Annotated in this window: 15 protein-coding genes; 11 read left to right on the top strand and 4 right to left on the bottom strand. The window is 58.2% G+C overall.

Translation table 11 applies throughout. The annotated features are described in order from the left end of the window. The first annotated feature begins 43 nt into the window (after positions 1 to 43). Both nudK and INF68_RS09165 read left to right on the top strand, forming a co-directional pair. Entirely contained in the window at positions 44 to 637 is a 594-nt protein-coding gene (nudK, locus tag INF68_RS09170) for a GDP-mannose pyrophosphatase NudK (RefSeq protein WP_023308745.1), read from the top strand. Between the two features lie 101 nt (positions 638 to 738). Next, positions 739 to 1,782, top strand: a complete 1,044-nt coding sequence (locus INF68_RS09165; RefSeq protein WP_126787077.1) for a DUF1176 domain-containing protein — start codon at positions 739 to 741, stop codon at positions 1,780 to 1,782. A gap of 47 nt (positions 1,783 to 1,829) precedes the next feature. Here INF68_RS09165 and tkt read toward each other — a convergent pair whose 3' ends face one another. Then, complete coding sequence (tkt, locus tag INF68_RS09160) at positions 1,830 to 3,818, bottom strand: transketolase (RefSeq protein ID WP_126787078.1); 1,989 nt, start codon at positions 3,816 to 3,818, stop codon at positions 1,830 to 1,832. 19 nt (positions 3,819 to 3,837) lie between these two features. Continuing rightward, positions 3,838 to 4,788, bottom strand: coding sequence for a transaldolase (gene tal, locus INF68_RS09155; RefSeq protein WP_033146157.1), 951 nt, complete (start codon positions 4,786 to 4,788; stop codon positions 3,838 to 3,840). 289 nt (positions 4,789 to 5,077) lie between these two features. Here tal and maeB point away from each other — a divergent pair, with 289 nt between their 5' ends. Next, positions 5,078 to 7,357, top strand: coding sequence for an NADP-dependent oxaloacetate-decarboxylating malate dehydrogenase (maeB, locus tag INF68_RS09150; protein ID WP_126787079.1), 2,280 nt, complete (start codon positions 5,078 to 5,080; stop codon positions 7,355 to 7,357). Between the two features lie 55 nt (positions 7,358 to 7,412). Here maeB and hemF read toward each other — a convergent pair whose 3' ends face one another. Then, a complete protein-coding gene (gene hemF / locus INF68_RS09145; protein ID WP_039263704.1) occupies positions 7,413 to 8,312 on the bottom strand; it encodes an oxygen-dependent coproporphyrinogen oxidase in 900 nt (299 codons plus the stop codon). Next, entirely contained in the window at positions 8,312 to 9,187 is an 876-nt protein-coding gene (gene amiA / locus INF68_RS09140; RefSeq protein ID WP_126787080.1) for an N-acetylmuramoyl-L-alanine amidase AmiA, read from the bottom strand. The genes hemF and amiA overlap by 1 nt, the downstream gene beginning before the upstream one ends. Before the next feature lie 212 nt (positions 9,188 to 9,399). On the opposite strand from amiA, the gene INF68_RS09135 reads away from it, so the two are divergent. The 8 genes from INF68_RS09135 to cysA all read left to right on the top strand — a co-directional run bounded on the left by INF68_RS09135 (position 9,400) and on the right by cysA (position 15,870). Then, the gene (locus INF68_RS09135; RefSeq protein WP_023308738.1) at positions 9,400 to 9,825 is read left to right on the top strand and encodes a GNAT family acetyltransferase; all 426 of its coding nucleotides are present in this window, start codon (positions 9,400 to 9,402) and stop codon (positions 9,823 to 9,825) included. Then, positions 9,812 to 10,261 carry a DUF2919 domain-containing protein gene (locus INF68_RS09130; RefSeq protein WP_126787081.1) on the top strand — a complete coding sequence of 150 codons (450 nt, stop codon included), beginning with the start codon at positions 9,812 to 9,814 and terminating at the stop codon, positions 10,259 to 10,261. Before INF68_RS09135 ends, INF68_RS09130 begins: the two co-directional genes overlap by 14 nt. Positions 10,262 to 10,324: 63 nt before the next feature. Beyond that, positions 10,325 to 10,900, top strand: coding sequence for an RpoE-regulated lipoprotein (locus INF68_RS09125; protein WP_109845414.1), 576 nt, complete (start codon positions 10,325 to 10,327; stop codon positions 10,898 to 10,900). Positions 10,901 to 10,992: 92 nt separating this feature from the next. Next, positions 10,993 to 11,892 (top strand): Dyp-type peroxidase, encoded by a 900-nt coding sequence (locus INF68_RS09120; protein ID WP_126787082.1) that lies wholly within the window; start codon positions 10,993 to 10,995, stop codon positions 11,890 to 11,892. Between the two features lie 172 nt (positions 11,893 to 12,064). After that, on the top strand, positions 12,065 to 13,078 hold the full coding sequence (locus INF68_RS09115; protein WP_023308734.1) for a sulfate ABC transporter substrate-binding protein: 1,014 nt from the start codon (positions 12,065 to 12,067) through the stop codon (positions 13,076 to 13,078). Continuing rightward, complete coding sequence (cysT, locus tag INF68_RS09110) at positions 13,078 to 13,911, top strand: sulfate/thiosulfate ABC transporter permease CysT (RefSeq protein ID WP_004123378.1); 834 nt, start codon at positions 13,078 to 13,080, stop codon at positions 13,909 to 13,911. The genes INF68_RS09115 and cysT overlap by 1 nt, the downstream gene beginning before the upstream one ends. Further along, the gene (gene cysW, locus INF68_RS09105; protein ID WP_193525308.1) at positions 13,911 to 14,786 is read left to right on the top strand and encodes a sulfate/thiosulfate ABC transporter permease CysW; all 876 of its coding nucleotides are present in this window, start codon (positions 13,911 to 13,913) and stop codon (positions 14,784 to 14,786) included. The genes cysT and cysW overlap by 1 nt, the downstream gene beginning before the upstream one ends. Next, positions 14,776 to 15,870, top strand: a complete 1,095-nt coding sequence (gene cysA, locus INF68_RS09100) for a sulfate/thiosulfate ABC transporter ATP-binding protein CysA (RefSeq protein WP_008501607.1) — start codon at positions 14,776 to 14,778, stop codon at positions 15,868 to 15,870. The genes cysW and cysA overlap by 11 nt, the downstream gene beginning before the upstream one ends. The last annotated feature ends 50 nt before the right edge of the window (positions 15,871 to 15,920 follow it).

Raw genomic sequence — 15,920 nt, 5'->3', positions numbered from 1 at the left:
TCACGGCGTAGTATAGGACGACTCATTGTGTTGTGGAGCCCGTATGACTCTGAAAATTGACGTTATCAAAGACAAAATTCTCTCTGAAAACTACTTTGTTCTGCGTAACATCACCTATGACCTTACGCGTAACAACGGTGAGGTGATACGCCACAAACGAGAGGTCTACGACCGCGGCAACGGGGCAACCATTCTGCTCTATAACCGTGAAAAGCAGAGCGTGGTGTTGATCCGTCAGTTCAGGGTGGCGACATGGGTTAATGGCAACCCTGACGGACGTCTGATTGAAACCTGCGCGGGCCTGCTCGATGATGATGAGCCGGAAGTTTGTATCCGCAAAGAGGCCGTGGAAGAAACCGGCTTCGAAGTGGGCGAGGTCAAAAAGGTCTTCGAGCTGTTTATGTCGCCGGGCGGCGTAACGGAAATTGTGCATTTCTTCATCGCGGAATACAGCGACGCGCAGCGCACTCACCGCGGCGGTGGCGTGGAGGATGAAGATATCGAAGTGCTGGAGCTTCCTTTTGCCCGGGCGCTGGAGATGATGCGTTCAGGCGAAATCAGGGATGGTAAAGCGGTGATATTACTGCAGTATTTACAGACAACCGGGCTAATGAACACCACTTTCGAACGGATATAGCCTGTTTTTCGGGTATATCTGATAAATCCGATTGAGCAACCCCGGCGGGAGCACGAAGATACTGCCCAGTTAAGCGTTTTCGTTCCGGGATTGTGTCATTCATGCGCTACAGCGTCTTTTTGTTTTACCTGTTTTGTGTGCTCCTCGCGCCGCAGGTGCGGGCTGCACCTGCCCAGCAAGCCTTCTCCGACTGGCAGGTAACCTGCAATAACCAGAATTTTTGCCTCGCACGCAATACCGGTGAACACCGTGGTCTGGTCATGACGCTCACCCGTAGCGCCGGGGCGAAAACGGACGCCACGCTGCGTATCGATCTCGGCGGTCTTGATGCGCCCTCGGTCAAAGAGCCAGAGATTGCCCCCCGGCTGCTGCTGGATAACGTTCCCCTGAAGCTGGACAAACAGCGCTGGCAGCTCACGCCCTGGCATCTTAAAACGGACGATGCGGCTACCATCACCGCCTTTCTGAAAAACATCCAGGAAGGGAAGGCCCTGACCCTGCGCGACGGTAAGCAGGTTATTTCACTGAGCGGTCTGAAAGCCGCGCTGCTGTTCATTGATGCGCAGCAAAAGCGCGTCGGCAGCGAAACCGCGTGGATCAAGAAAGGTGACGATCCGCCGTTAAGCGTTCCGCCTGCTCCAGCCCTTAAAAAGGTGGCGGTCGTCAACCCGACACCGACGCCGCTCTCCCACGCCGAACTGAACGATCTGCTGGATTATGGCACCGGGCGGATGAACACCAGCCAGTGCTCGCTGGATCCTAACCGCCGGGAAGTGCGCGTCACCGCGTTAACCGATGACAAAGCGCTGCTGATCGTTAGCTGCGAGGCGGGGGCCTATAACACGGTCGATCTGGCGTGGCTGGTATCGCGTAAAAAACCGTTCACCGCGCGCAGCGTCAGGCTGCGTCTGCCGTTTACGCCGTCAGGCGACGGGAGCGAAATGGAGTTGATGAACGCCAGCTTCGATGAAAAGACGCGCGAGCTGACAACGCTCGCGCTGGGGCGCGGTTTGGGTGATTGCGGGATCCAGACGCGCTGGCGTTTTGACGGCCAGCGCTTCCGCCTGGTGCGCTACGCCGAGGAGCCCAGCTGCGACAACTGGAACGGGCCAGATGCCTGGCCCACGCTATGGATCACGCGCTAGTTTTATGCCGGGTAAGGCGTAGCCGCCCCCCGGCAACGCAGACCGCACTAGATCACGCTCAGCGCCTTCTCCACCACGTTCTCAACGGTAAAGCCGAAGTACGGGAACAGCTTATCGGCAGGGGCGGATTCACCGTAACCCCGCATGCCAACAATCGCCCCTTTGAGCCCGACATACTTGTACCAGTAGTCGGCAATACCGGCTTCCACCGCTACGCGAGCCGCGACGCTGGACGGCAGGACCGATTCACGGTACGCCTCGTCCTGGGCATCAAAAATATCCGTTGAGGGCAGGGACACCACGCGCACCGCGTGTCCTTCGGCAGTCAGTTTCTCCGCCGCTTTCACCGTAATTTCCACCTCGGAGCCGGTCGCAATCAGGATCACGTCCGGCTTGCCGCCGCTGTCCTTCAGGATGTAGCCGCCGCGGGCGATGTTCTTCACCTGCTCCGGGGTTCGCTCAATCTGCGACAGGTTCTGGCGTGACAGAATCAGTGCCGTTGGGCCATTGTGGCGTTCTACCGCCAGCTTCCAGCCCACCGCCGCTTCGACCTGATCGCACGGACGCCAGGTGCTGAAGTTCGGCGTCAGACGCAGGCTTGCCAGCTGTTCCACAGCCTGGTGCGTAGGCCCGTCTTCCCCGAGCCCGATGGAGTCGTGGGTGTAGACCATAATCTGCCGCGCCTTCATTAAGGCCGCCATGCGCGCCGCGTTACGGGCGTACTCGACAAACATCAGGAAGGTGGCGGTATACGGCACAAACCCGCCGTGATGGGCGATGCCGTTGGCAATGGCGGTCATCCCGAACTCGCGCACGCCGTAGTGGATGTAGTTCCCGGCGATGTCCTCTTTCAGCGATTTTGAGCCCGACCAGATGGTCAGGTTACTCGGTGCCAGGTCCGCCGAGCCGCCGAGCAGTTCGGGCAGAAGAGGGCCGATTGCGTTCAGGGTATTTTGCGACGCCTTGCGGGTGGCGATTTTCGCCGGGTTGGACTGCAGGTTTTCAATCAGCGCCTGGGTTTTATCGTCCCAGTCCTCCGGCAGGCCGCCGCTCATGCGGCGGGAAAACTCGGCAGCGAGATCCGGGTGCGCTTTTTTGTAGGCGGTAAACTTCTCGTTCCAGGCCTGCTGGGCCTTTTCACCCGCCTCACGGGCATCCCAGGCTCTGTAGATCTCTTTCGGGATCTCAAACGGCGGATATTTCCAGCCCAGCTTTTGCCGGGTCAGCGCGACTTCCTCCTCGCCCAGCGCCGCGCCGTGCGACTCCTCTTTGCCCGCCTTGTTCGGCGAGCCGAAGCCGATGACCGTGCGGCAGATAATCAGGGACGGTTTATCCTTCACGCTCTGCGCTTCCTGAATCGCTTTTTTCACCGCCTCAGGGTCGTGGCCATCGATCTCGTGCACCACGTGCCAGTGATAGGCTTCAAAGCGTTTTGCCGTGTCGTCGGTAAACCAGCCTTCGGTCTCCCCGTCGATGGAGATGCCGTTGTGATCGTAGAAGCCAATCAGCTTGCCGAGCCCCAGCGTGCCCGCCAGGGAGCAGACCTCATGGGAAATCCCCTCCATCAGGCAGCCGTCACCCATAAACACGTAGGTATAGTGGTCGACAATTTCGTGGTCCGGCTGGTTAAACTGCGCCGCCAGCGTGCGTTCGGCAATTGCCAGCCCAACCGCATTGGCCAGCCCCTGACCGAGCGGCCCGGTGGTGGTCTCCACCCCTGGCGTATAGCCAATCTCAGGGTGCCCCGGCGTTTTGGAGTGCAGCTGGCGGAAGTTTTTCAGCTCCTCAAGCGGCAGATCGTAACCGGAAAGGTGCAGCAGGCTGTAGAGCAGCATTGAGGCGTGACCGTTGGAGAGAATAAAGCGGTCGCGATCGTACCAGGTCGGGTCATTGGGGTTGTGCTTCAGAAAGTCGTTCCACAGCACTTCGGCAATATCAGCCATGCCCATCGGCGCGCCGGGGTGGCCGGAATTGGCTTTTTGCACGGCATCCATGCTGAGGGCGCGAATGGCATTGGCTAGCTCTTTACGGGACATAGTTCACTCCGTGGCAAGGTTAAAGTTTGGCGGCGAGAAGGTCTTCAAGTTTGCGCTGGTCGACGGCGAACTGGCGGATGCCGTCCGCCAGTTTTTCCACGGCCATGGCGTCCTGATTGTGCTCCCAGCGGAATTCCGCTTCGGTCATGGCTTTCGGTTTTGGCAGAACGGTGGAGGTCGGCACCAGCTTGCGGATCACCGTTTCTTCTTTGTCCTGTAGCTCCTGAAGCAGGTTAGGGGAGATGGTCAGACGGTCGCAGCCTGCCAGGGCGAGGATCTGCTCGGTACGGCGGAAGCTGGCCCCCATCACGATGGTTTCGTAGCGGTGCTGTTTGTAGTAGTCGTAGATATTACGGACCGATTTCACGCCCGGATCCTCATCCACCACGTACGGATCCATCGGCTGTTTCGCCTGATACCAGTCGTAGATGCGCCCGACAAACGGCGAGACGAGGAACACACCCGCCTCTGCGCAGGCGCGCGCCTGGGCAAACGAGAACAGCAGCGTCAGGTTGCAGTGGATGCCTTCTTTCTCCAGCACCTCTGCCGCGCGGATGCCTTCCCAGGTGGAGGCCAGCTTGATCAGAATGCGTGATTTATCGATCCCCTGCTCCTCGTAAAGTTCCACCAGGCGACGCGCCTTATTAATGCTCTTTTCTTTATCGAACGAGAGGCGGGCGTCGACTTCGGTCGAGACGCGGCCCGGGATGCTTTTAAGAATTTCCGCACCAAAATTAACCGCCAGCTTATCGCTGGCTTCGGCGACCTGCTGCTCCTGCGTTTTCCCGCGCTGTTTACCGTAGGCAATGGCGTCATCAATCAGATGGCTAAAATGGGCAAGCCCTGCCGCTTTGAGCAGTAGCGAAGGGTTGGTGGTCGCGTCCTCCGGCTGATAGTGGCGAATCGACTCGATATCGCCGCTGTCTGCAACCACGGTGGTGAATTTTTTGATGCCGTCTAGCTGGTTCATAAATAATTACTCCTTGGAAATAAAAGAGTTAGATGAGTGCGTTAGTTCACACTTCTGAAAAAATCATGATGGACTTAACAAAAAAGCATAGCAGACGGGGGAGGCATTGCTTTTGAGACGGGTAACATGGCTGTTATAAATTGATAACAATTTTTAATGTGTGATGGTGAGAGTTTGGCTGCCTTCAAAGTTTAGGAGGCGGCCTGAGGCGATACTAGGCGGCACACCAGGGTGTGCATCAGGATCGCTTACGTCACCCTTTTGACCGATACGTGAAAGGAAAAATAAGATGGATGAGCAGTTGAAACAGAGTGCCCTCGATTTTCACGAGTTTCCTGTCCCGGGGAAAATCCAGGTCTCCCCAACCAAGCCGCTGGCAACCCAGCGCGATCTGGCGCTGGCCTATTCGCCGGGCGTGGCTGCACCGTGTCTGGAAATCGAAAAAGACCCGCTGGCGGCCTACAAATACACCGCGCGTGGCAACCTTGTCGCCGTGATCTCTAACGGCACGGCGGTGCTGGGGCTGGGCAACATCGGCGCGCTGGCCGGTAAGCCGGTGATGGAAGGGAAGGGGGTACTGTTCAAGAAATTCGCCGGTATCGACGTGTTCGATATAGAGGTGGATGAACTCGATCCTGACAAATTCATCAACGTGGTGGCCGCGCTGGAGCCGACCTTCGGCGGGATCAACCTGGAAGACATCAAAGCGCCGGAATGTTTCTATATCGAGCAGAAGCTGCGCGAGCGTATGAACATTCCCGTGTTCCACGATGACCAGCACGGGACCGCGATTATCAGCACCGCCGCGATTCTCAACGGCCTGCGCGTGGTAGAGAAAAATCTCTCCGACGTGCGCATGGTGGTCTCTGGCGCAGGCGCCGCGGCCATCGCCTGTATGAACCTGCTGGTGGCGCTGGGTATGCAGAAACACAACATTGTGGTCTGCGACTCCAAGGGCGTTATCTATAAAGACCGCGAGCCGAACATGGCGGAAACCAAAGCGGCGTACGCGGTCGACGACGACGGTAAACGCACCCTGGACGACGTGATTGACGGCGCAGATATCTTCCTCGGCTGCTCCGGTCCGAAAGTACTGACCCAGGAGATGGTGAAGAAGATGGCGCGTGCGCCAATGATCCTGGCCCTGGCGAACCCTGAGCCGGAAATCCTGCCGCCGCTGGCGAAAGCGGTGCGTGAAGACGCCATTATCTGTACCGGCCGTTCGGACTACCCGAACCAGGTCAACAACGTGCTCTGCTTCCCGTTCATCTTCCGCGGCGCGCTGGACGTCGGCGCAACGGCGATCAACGAAGAGATGAAGCTTGCCGCCGTTCACGCCATCGCGGAGCTGGCGCACGCCGAGCAGAGCGAAGTGGTTGCGTCTGCGTATGGCGATCAGGATCTGAGCTTCGGCCCGGACTACATCATTCCAAAACCGTTCGACCCGCGTCTGATTGTTAAAATTGCGCCAGCCGTTGCCAAAGCGGCGATGGACTCCGGCGTGGCGACGCGTCCGATCCACGATTTCGACGCGTACATCGATAAGCTCACCGAGTTCGTCTATAAAACGAACCTCTTCATGAAGCCGATCTTCTCTCAGGCGCGCGCCGACGCGAAGCGCGTGGTGCTGGCGGAAGGGGAAGAGGCGCGCGTGCTGCACGCCACCCAGGAGCTGATCACCTTAGGCCTGGCGAAACCGATCCTGATTGGTCGTCCGAGCGTGATTGAGATGCGTATCCAGAAGCTGGGCCTGCAGATTAAGCCGGGCGTCGACTTCGAGATCGTTAACAACGAATCCGATCCGCGCTTCAAAGAGTACTGGAGCGAATACTACGCGATCATGAAGCGCCGGGGGATCACCCAGGAGCAGGCGCAGAAAGCCGTCATCAGCAACACGACGGTGATCGGCTCGATCATGGTTCATCGCGGCGAGGCGGATGCGCTGATCTGCGGCACCATCGGCGACTACCACGAGCACTTTAGCGTGGTGCAGGAGATTTTCGGCTATCGCGACGGCGTCCATACCGCCGGGGCGATGAACGCGCTGCTGCTGCCAAGCGGCAACACTTTTATTGCGGATACTTACGTTAACGACGATCCGACCCCGGACGAGCTGGCGGAGATCACCGTGATGGCCGCCGAGACCGTGCGTCGCTTTGGTATCGAGCCGAAGGTGGCGCTGCTGTCGCACTCTAACTTTGGTTCGTCTAAATCCGCGGCGGCCTGCAAAATGCGTCAGACGCTGGAGCTGGTGCGCGAGCGTGCGCCGGAGCTGATGATTGACGGGGAAATGCACGGCGATGCCGCGCTGGTGGAAAGCATCCGTAACGAACGTATGCCGGACAGCCCGCTGAAGGGATCGGCCAACATACTGATTATGCCGAACGTGGAAGCGGCGCGTATCAGCTATAACCTGCTGCGCGTCTCCAGCTCTGAAGGGGTGACCGTAGGGCCGGTACTGATGGGCGTGGCGAAACCGGTGCATGTGTTAACGCCGATTGCCTCCGTGCGCCGTATCGTGAATATGGTGGCGCTGGCGGTGGTTGAGGCGCAGACGCAGCCGCTGTAATTTTTACCCTCACCTAACCCTCTCCCAAAGGGAGAGGGCCGGGGTGAGGGGAGGGTTACACCCAGTCCCGAACCTGAATAAACTCACGCAAGGCAGCCTCCGGGCTGCCTTCTTTTGGTTCGTAACAGTACTCCCAGCGCACCAGCGGCGGCATCGACATCAGAATCGACTCCGTGCGCCCGCCGGTCTGCAGGCCGAACAGCGTCCCGCGATCCCATACCAGGTTGAACTCCACGTAGCGCCCGCGGCGGTAAAGCTGGAACTCGCGCTCGCGCACGCCGTAATCGGTATTTTTACGACGCTCGACAATCGGCAGATAGGCGTCGGTGTAGCCTTCGCCTACCGCGCGCATAAAGCTGAACGCGGTATCAAAATCAGGCGCGTTGAGATCGTCAAAGAACAGCCCGCCGATGCCGCGCTGCTCGTCGCGGTGCTTCAGGTAAAAGTAGTCATCGCACCACTTTTTGAATTTCGGGTAGACGTCTTCGCCAAACGGCAGGCAAAGGTCCCGCGCGGTGGTGTGCCAGTGCACGGCATCCTCTTCGAAGCCGTAGTAGGGCGTTAAATCGAAACCGCCGCCGAACCACCAGACAGGGTCGGCGCCCGGTTTTTCCGCAATGAAAAAGCGCACGTTGGCGTGGCTGGTGGGCACGAACGGGTTGTGCGGGTGCACTACCAGCGAAACGCCCATCGCCTCGAAGCTGCGGCCCGCCAGCTCAGGACGATGCGCCGTCGCAGACGCGGGCATGGCGTCGCCGTGAACGTGGGAAAAATTCACGCCTGCCTGTTCGAAGATGCCGCCGTTACGCAGAACCCGGCTGCGCCCGCCGCCACCGGCCTCACGCTGCCAGTTATCTTCCTGAAATTCACCGCCGTCTGCGGCGGCCAGTTTCTGGCAGATCTCATCCTGCAGCTGCAGCAGGAAGGTTTTTACCAGTTGAGCATCGGGTTTCATCAACGTTTCCTGGAGTGCGCTTTTTGGTTATCGAACCAGTTGAAGTAACTGATAATGCCGGAGGCGATGGCGTTGGCGATCTTCTGACGAAACGCCGTGGTGCCGAGGAGCCGCTCTTCTTCCGGGTTGGTAATAAAGGACGTTTCCACCAGCACGGACGGGATGGACGGCGATTTCAGGACCACGAACGCCGCCTGCTCGGTGCCTTTGCTGTGCAGACGATGCACCGGCTTAATCTTCTTCAGAATATGCGAGCCGAGCGTCAGGCTGTTTTTGATCGTATCCGTCTGCACGAGGTCGAACAGCACCTGCTGTAGCAGGTGATCTTTGTCAGTGGCTTTTTTCCCGGCGACTTCATCCGCGCGGTTTTCGCGGTCGGAGAGGTATTTTGCCATGGCGCTACTGGCGCCACGGTTGGAAAGCGCAAACACCGAGGCGCCGGCCGCGGAAGGGTTGGTAAAGCCGTCGGCGTGGATCGACATAAACAGATCCGCACCGTGCTGGTGGGCGATCTCTACGCGGTCATACAGCGGAATAAAGGTGTCGCCAGAGCGCGTCAAACGGGCGTCAATGCCGTTGCTGCGTAAAATTGCGCGCACATTTTTTGCAATTGCCAGCACGACGTGTTTTTCTTTTGACCCGTTTTTGCCGATGGCGCCGGTATCAATACCGCCGTGGCCCGGGTCGAGCATCACCAGGCGCTTCGCGCCCGGCTTTTTGGTTTTCGGTTTGCTGTGTCCGTTACTGGTTTTGAGCGTGCTCTCGTCTTTCGCATGAGCCTGCTTTGCGATGCCCGTTAACGTTAAGGCCGCCAGCCCCGCTTTGAGAACCTGACGACGCGATGTGAGTGCTTTTAATGGTTTGAATGTGCTCATGCGGCCTGAATACTAAAAAATGGGGTCCTGGTGTTATATCGTATCGTGTTTCCAGTTACGACAGTCCATGTTGAGAATTGTTTTACTTTTCATTTCAATACGTGACAAAGTGACATTATGCCAAATTTTGGCGAGATTTTCCCCGGTTATTGGCGAAAGGCGAGCTTCGCGCCATAATCACTGTTTTTAAACCCGAAAAGGCGGTTAATACCATGGAGATACGCGTTTTTCGCCAGGAAGATTTCGAAGAGGTGATCACCCTTTGGGAGCGCTGCGATCTGCTGCGTCCGTGGAACGATCCGGAAATGGATATCGAACGTAAGGTGAATCACGACGTCAGTCTGTTTCTGGTCGCGGAAGTCAACGGCGAGGTTGTGGGGACGGTCATGGGCGGTTATGACGGCCACCGCGGCTCGGCCTATTATCTGGGCGTCCACCCCGAATACCGTGGCCGCGGCATCGCCAATGCGCTGCTGAACCGGCTCGAGAAGAAGCTGATCGCCCGTGGCTGCCCGAAAATCCAGATCATGGTGCGGGAAGATAACGACGTGGTGCTGGGCATGTATGAGCGTCTGGGCTACGAGCATTCTGACGTGCTGAGTTTAGGAAAGCGTCTGATCGAAGATGAAGAGTACTGAGATCCATCCGGCAGACTTTGACGCGCAGGGCCGCGTCAGGCTGCCCTTTTTATTCTGGTGCGTTCTGCTGCTTCAGGCCCGAACCTGGGTGCTGTTTGTGATGGCCGCCGCGTCGCGCGGGCAGGGCGACACGCTGCTGAATCTCTTTTATCCCGATCATGACGCCTTCTGGCTCGGCTTGCTGCCGGGCATACCGGCGGTGGTCGCTTTTTTATGCAGCGGACGGCGGCATTTGATACCACGCTTTTGGGGCGCGCTTCGCTGGCTGCTGATCCTCGCCCAGATTGCGCTGCTCTTCTGGCAGCCGGTACTCTGGTGGTACGGTGAACCGCTGACGGGTACCGGCGTTGCGCTGGTGGTTGCCGATATTGTGGCCCTGCTGTGGCTGCTGACCAACCCGCGTCTTCGCGCCTGTTTTGCGCATCAGGATGATTAATCCGGCACTTTTTGCCGATGTCGCACTCCAACAAGCGTTGATTTAACAAGAAAGGACGTTTCAATGAAATCGCTGCGTTTACTTTTATGCGCTCTCCCGCTGGCGTTGACCGGCTGTTCGACGCTCTCCTCCATTAACTGGTCCGCCGCGTATCCGTGGAACTGGTTTGGCTCATCAACGGAAGTGACCGAGCAGGGCGTGGGGAAAATTACCGCCGCGACGGCGCTGGATCAGGACGCTATTCAGGATGCGCTCAGCGGCGATTACCGCCTGCGCAGCGGCATGAAAACGGAGAATGGCAATATTGTTCGCTATTACGAAGCGCTGAAGGGTGACAAGCTTGCGCTGGTGATTAACGGTGACAAAGGCACCGTAAACCGTATCGCTGTGATGGATGAAGATATTCCGACGGCGAGCGGTGTAAAGGTGGGTACGCCGTTTAGCGAGCTTTATAAGCAGGCTTTTGGCAACTGCACCAGCGTGCCGTCTGACGACAAGGTCGCGGTGGAATGTAAGGCTGAAGGCAGCCAGCACATCAGCTATGTCTTCACCGGAACCTGGAGCGGTCCGGAAGGTCTGATGCCGTCTGACGACACGCTCAAGAGCTGGAAAGTGAGCAAAATACTCTGGAAGCAGTAATTTGCGCCTGAACAAACCGCCTCGCTGAAATCTGGGTATAATAGCCGCCATCAATGCCACGCTGACGTGGCATCTTTATTTCAGGAGGAGCGATGTCTCAGGTTCAGAGTGGCATTTTGCCAGAACATTGCCGCGCGGCGATTTGGATTGAAGCCAATGTTAAAGGGGACGTGGATGCCCTGCGTGCGGCCAGTAAAGCGTTTGTTGATAAGCTGGCCACCTTCCAGGCCAAATTCCCGGAAGCCCACCTCGGCGCCGTTGTTGCCTTTGGCAATAACGTCTGGCGTCAGCTGAGCGGTGGCGAAGGGGCGGAAGAGCTGAAAGACTTCATCCCTTACGGCAAAGGCCTGGCTCCGGCAACCCAGTACGACGTGCTGATCCACATTCTCTCCCTGCGTCACGACGTGAACTTTTCCGTTGCCCAGGCGGCAGTAGCGGCCTTTGGCGACAGCATTGAGGTGCAGGAAGAGGTTCACGGCTTCCGCTGGGTAGAAGAGCGCGATCTGAGCGGCTTCGTCGACGGCACCGAAAACCCGGCGGGTGAAGAGACGCGTCGCGACGTGGCGGTGATCAAAGACGGCGTGGACGTGGGCGGCAGCTACGTGTTCGTGCAGCGCTGGGAGCACAACCTCAAGCAGCTTAACCGCATGAGCGTGCACGACCAGGAGATGATGATTGGCCGCACTAAAGAAGCCAACGAAGAGATCGACGGCGACGACCGTCCAGTAACCTCTCACCTGTCCCGCGTTGATCTCAAAGAAGACGGAAAAGGGCTGAAGATTGTTCGCCAGAGTCTGCCTTACGGCACGGCAAGCGGCACGCACGGCCTCTACTTCTGCGCGTACTGCGCGCGCCTCTATAACATCGAGCAGCAGCTGCTGAGCATGTTCGGCGATACCGACGGCAAGCGCGACGCCATGCTGCGCTTCACCAAACCGGTGACCGGCGGCTATTACTTTGCGCCGTCCGTTGAGCGTCTGCTGGCGCTGTAATGTCCTTTCTCCCTCTCCCTGCGGGAGAGGGCTGGGGTGAAGGCATCAGGCCTCACCCTTATTCCCTTTTCTGCTTCTAAATCACCAAACGGTATATAAAACCGTTACTCCTTTCATCCCCGTTATAAATATTATGACTATAAGATAGTCATCACATTTATAAGGGTGCGCAATGGCCGTTACTGTACTGAAAAAAGGAACTCTGGCGCTGGCAGGTTTACTGCTGGTGGCACAGGCGCAGGCGACTGAACTGTTAAACAGTTCGTATGACGTCTCCCGCGAGCTGTTTGCCGCCCTTAATCCCCCGTTTGAACAGCAGTGGGCGAAAGACAATAACGGCGACAAGCTGACCATCAAGCAGTCCCACGCCGGATCGTCCAAGCAGGCGCTGGCGATTTTGCAGGGCCTGAAAGCGGATGTGGTGACCTACAACCAGGTGACTGACGTGCAGATCCTGCATGACAAAGGCAAGCTCATCCCGGCGGACTGGCAGAGTCGTCTGCCGAACAACAGCTCCCCGTTCTATTCCACCATGGGCTTCCTGGTGCGTAAGGGCAACCCGAAGAATATCCACGACTGGAGCGACCTGGTGCGTTCCGACGTGAAGCTGATTTTCCCGAATCCAAAAACCTCCGGTAACGCTCGCTACACCTATTTAGCCGCGTGGGGCGCGGCCGACAAGGCTGACGGTAATGATAAAGCCAAAACCGAGCAGTTCATGACCCAGTTCCTGAAAAACGTCGAAGTGTTTGATACCGGCGGCCGCGGGGCGACAACGACCTTCGCGGAGCGCGGTCTCGGCGACGTGCTGATCAGCTTTGAATCGGAAGTGAATAACATCCGCAAACAGTACGAAGCGCAGGGCTTCGAGGTCGTTATCCCGAAAACCAACATCCTGGCCGAGTTCCCGGTGGCGTGGGTGGATAAAAACGTGCAGGCAAACGGTACCGAGAAAGCGGCAAAAGCCTATCTCAACTACCTGTACAGCCCGCAGGCGCAGACCATCATTACCGATTACTACTACCGCGTGAACAACCCGGACGTAATGAACAAGCTGAAAGATAAGTTCCCGCAGACCGATTTGTTCCGCGTCGAAGATCATTTCGGCTCCTGGCCTGATGTGATGAAAACGCATTTTGCCAGCGGCGGTGAGTTAGACAAACTGCTGGCGGCGGGGCATAAGTAATGTTTGCAGTTTCGACAAAACGCGTGCTGCCGGGCTTTACCTTAAGCCTCGGGACAAGCCTGCTGTTCGTCTGCCTGATCCTGCTGTTGCCGCTCAGCGCGCTGGTGATGCAGCTTGCTCAGATGAGCTGGGCGCAGTACTGGGACGTGGTCACCAACCCGCAGGTGGTGGCGGCCTACAAGGTGACGCTGCTGTCGGCGTTTGTTGCCTCCATTTTTAACGGCGTGTTTGGCCTGCTGATGGCGTGGATCTTAACCCGCTATCGCTTCCCGGGCCGCACGCTGCTTGACGCCCTGATGGATCTGCCGTTTGCGCTGCCGACGGCGGTGGCGGGCTTAACCCTCGCGTCGCTCTTCTCTGTAAACGGGCTGTACGGCGAGTGGCTGGCGAAATTTGATATCAAAGTGACCTACACCTGGCTCGGTATCGCGGTGGCGATGGCCTTCACCAGCATCCCGTTTGTGGTCCGTACCGTGCAACCGGTGCTGGAAGAGTTGGGTCCGGAATACGAAGAAGCGGCGGAAACGCTGGGCGCCACGCGTTGGCAGAGCTTCCGCAAGGTGGTTCTGCCGGAGCTCTCTCCGGCGCTGATGGCGGGCGTCGCGCTGTCGTTTACCCGCAGCCTCGGTGAGTTCGGCGCGGTGATTTTTATCGCCGGGAACATCGCCTGGAAAACAGAAGTCACATCGCTGATGATTTTCATCCGTTTGCAGGAGTTTGATTATCCGGCGGCGAGCGCGATTGCCTCGGTGATCCTGGCAGCCTCGCTGCTGCTGCTGTACTCGATTAACACTCTGCAAAGTCGCTTTGGTCGACGTGTGGTAGGTCACTGATGGCGGAAGTTACGCAATTGAAGCGATACGATGCACCCCGCATCAACTGGGGTAAATGGTTTCTGATTGGGGCGGGCGTACTGGTTTCCGCCCTCATTCTCGTCGTGCCGACGATTTATATCTTCGTTCAGGCGTTCAGCAAGGGCCTTATGCCCGCGCTGGAAAACCTGGCGAACCCGGATATGCTGCATGCCATCTGGCTGACCGTGCTGATTGCGCTGATCACCGTGCCGGTGAACCTCGCGTTCGGGACCCTGCTGGCCTGGCTGGTGACCCGCTTTAACTTCCCGGGACGTCAGCTGCTGCTGACCCTGCTGGACATTCCTTTCGCCGTATCGCCGGTGGTGGCGGGTCTGGTGTACCTGCTCTTTTACGGCTCCAACGGTCCGTTGGGCGGCTGGCTGGATGAGCATAACCTGCAGATCATGTTTGCCTGGCCGGGCATGGTGCTGGTCACCATCTTCGTGACCTGTCCGTTTGTGGTGCGTGAGCTGGTGCCGGTGATGTTAAGCCAGGGGAGCAACGAAGACGAAGCGGCGGTGCTGCTGGGCGCGTCTGGGTGGCAGATGTTCCGTCGCGTGACGCTGCCAAATATCCGCTGGGCGCTGCTTTACGGCGTGGTGCTGACCAACGCCCGCGCGATTGGTGAGTTTGGTGCCGTGTCCGTCGTCTCCGGCTCCATCCGGGGTGAAACCCTGTCGCTGCCGCTCCAGATTGAGCTGCTGCAGCAGGACTACAACACCATCGGCTCGTTTACTGCCGCAGCGTTGCTGACGCTGATGGCCATCTTGACCCTGTTTTTGAAGAGTGTGGTGCAGTGGCGTTTAGAAAATCAGGAAAAACGTCAGCATCAGGAGGGAAATCATGAGCATTGAGATTGCCAATATTAAGAAGTCTTTTGGTCGCACCCAGGTGCTGAATGATATCTCGCTGGATATCCCTTCCGGACAAATGGTGGCGCTGCTGGGGCCGTCCGGCTCGGGCAAAACCACGCTGCTGCGTATTATCGCCGGGCTTGAGCATCAGACCAGCGGGCACATCCGCTTCCACGGCACCGACGTGAGCCGCCTGCACGCCCGCGATCGTAAAGTAGGATTTGTATTCCAGCATTACGCGCTGTTCCGCCACATGACCGTGTTCGACAACATCGCGTTTGGCCTGACCGTGCTGCCGCGTCGCGAGCGCCCGGATGCGGCAACCATTAAGGCCAAAGTGACAAAACTGCTGGAGATGGTGCAGCTGGCTCACCTGGCGGACCGTTTCCCGGCCCAGCTGTCCGGCGGGCAGAAACAGCGCGTGGCGCTGGCGCGCGCGCTGGCCGTTGAGCCGCAAATTCTGCTGCTGGATGAACCCTTCGGCGCGCTGGATGCGCAGGTGCGTAAAGAGCTGCGTCGCTGGCTGCGTCAGCTGCATGAGGAGCTGAAATTCACCAGCGTCTTCGTGACCCACGACCAGGAAGAGGCGATGGAGGTCGCGGATCGCGTGGTGGTCATGAGCCAGGGCAACATTGAGCAGGTTGACGAGCCGGAGCAGCTCTGGCGCGAGCCGGCGACCCGCTTCGTGCTGGAGTTTATGGGCGAGGTAAACCGTCTTCAGGGTACTATTCGCGGCGGACAGTTCCATGTTGGCGCGCACCGCTGGCCGCTGGGCTATACCTCCGCGCATCAGGGGCCGGTCGATCTGTTCCTGCGTCCGTGGGAAGTGGACGTGAGCCGCCGAACCAGCCTGGATTCACCGCTGCCGGTGCAGGTGCTGGAAGCTAGCCCTAAAGGTCACTACACCCAATTGGTGGTACAGCCGCTGGGCTGGTATACCGAGCCGCTGACCGTGGTCATGCGCGACGACGTGCCGCCGCACCGGGGTGAGCGCCTGTTTGTCGGGCTGCAGCATGCCCGGATTTATCACGGGAAGGAGCGCATCGAGACGCGCGAGGATATTGCTCTGGCGGAGTCAGCCTGATAGGTTATTAGGATGTTTATCGCCCGGTGGCGCTGCGCTGACCGGGCCTA

Source organism: Enterobacter cloacae complex sp. P16RS2 (assembly GCF_014982155.1).
GTDB classification, from domain to species: Bacteria; Pseudomonadota; Gammaproteobacteria; order Enterobacterales; family Enterobacteriaceae; genus Enterobacter; species Enterobacter cloacae_M.
This window is presented reverse-complemented; position numbering and strand designations above follow the sequence as displayed.

What these genes read in the sequence shown, in the direction of transcription:
- maeB (WP_126787079.1), top strand. Translation starts at nt 5,078, where the DNA reads ATGGATGAGCAGTTGAAACAGAGTGCCCTCGATTTTCACGAGTTTCCT.
- amiA (WP_126787080.1), bottom strand. Translation starts at nt 9,187, where the DNA reads ATGAGCACATTCAAACCATTAAAAGCACTCACATCGCGTCGTCAGGTT.
- nudK (WP_023308745.1), top strand. Translation starts at nt 44, where the DNA reads ATGACTCTGAAAATTGACGTTATCAAAGACAAAATTCTCTCTGAAAAC.
- hemF (WP_039263704.1), bottom strand. Translation starts at nt 8,312, where the DNA reads ATGAAACCCGATGCTCAACTGGTAAAAACCTTCCTGCTGCAGCTGCAG.
- INF68_RS09120 (WP_126787082.1), top strand. Translation starts at nt 10,993, where the DNA reads ATGTCTCAGGTTCAGAGTGGCATTTTGCCAGAACATTGCCGCGCGGCG.
- INF68_RS09165 (WP_126787077.1), top strand. Translation starts at nt 739, where the DNA reads ATGCGCTACAGCGTCTTTTTGTTTTACCTGTTTTGTGTGCTCCTCGCG.
- INF68_RS09135 (WP_023308738.1), top strand. Translation starts at nt 9,400, where the DNA reads ATGGAGATACGCGTTTTTCGCCAGGAAGATTTCGAAGAGGTGATCACC.
- INF68_RS09125 (WP_109845414.1), top strand. Translation starts at nt 10,325, where the DNA reads ATGAAATCGCTGCGTTTACTTTTATGCGCTCTCCCGCTGGCGTTGACC.
- INF68_RS09115 (WP_023308734.1), top strand. Translation starts at nt 12,065, where the DNA reads ATGGCCGTTACTGTACTGAAAAAAGGAACTCTGGCGCTGGCAGGTTTA.
- cysW (WP_193525308.1), top strand. Translation starts at nt 13,911, where the DNA reads ATGGCGGAAGTTACGCAATTGAAGCGATACGATGCACCCCGCATCAAC.
- tkt (WP_126787078.1), bottom strand. Translation starts at nt 3,818, where the DNA reads ATGTCCCGTAAAGAGCTAGCCAATGCCATTCGCGCCCTCAGCATGGAT.
- INF68_RS09130 (WP_126787081.1), top strand. Translation starts at nt 9,812, where the DNA reads ATGAAGAGTACTGAGATCCATCCGGCAGACTTTGACGCGCAGGGCCGC.
- cysT (WP_004123378.1), top strand. Translation starts at nt 13,078, where the DNA reads ATGTTTGCAGTTTCGACAAAACGCGTGCTGCCGGGCTTTACCTTAAGC.
- tal (WP_033146157.1), bottom strand. Translation starts at nt 4,788, where the DNA reads ATGAACCAGCTAGACGGCATCAAAAAATTCACCACCGTGGTTGCAGAC.
- cysA (WP_008501607.1), top strand. Translation starts at nt 14,776, where the DNA reads ATGAGCATTGAGATTGCCAATATTAAGAAGTCTTTTGGTCGCACCCAG.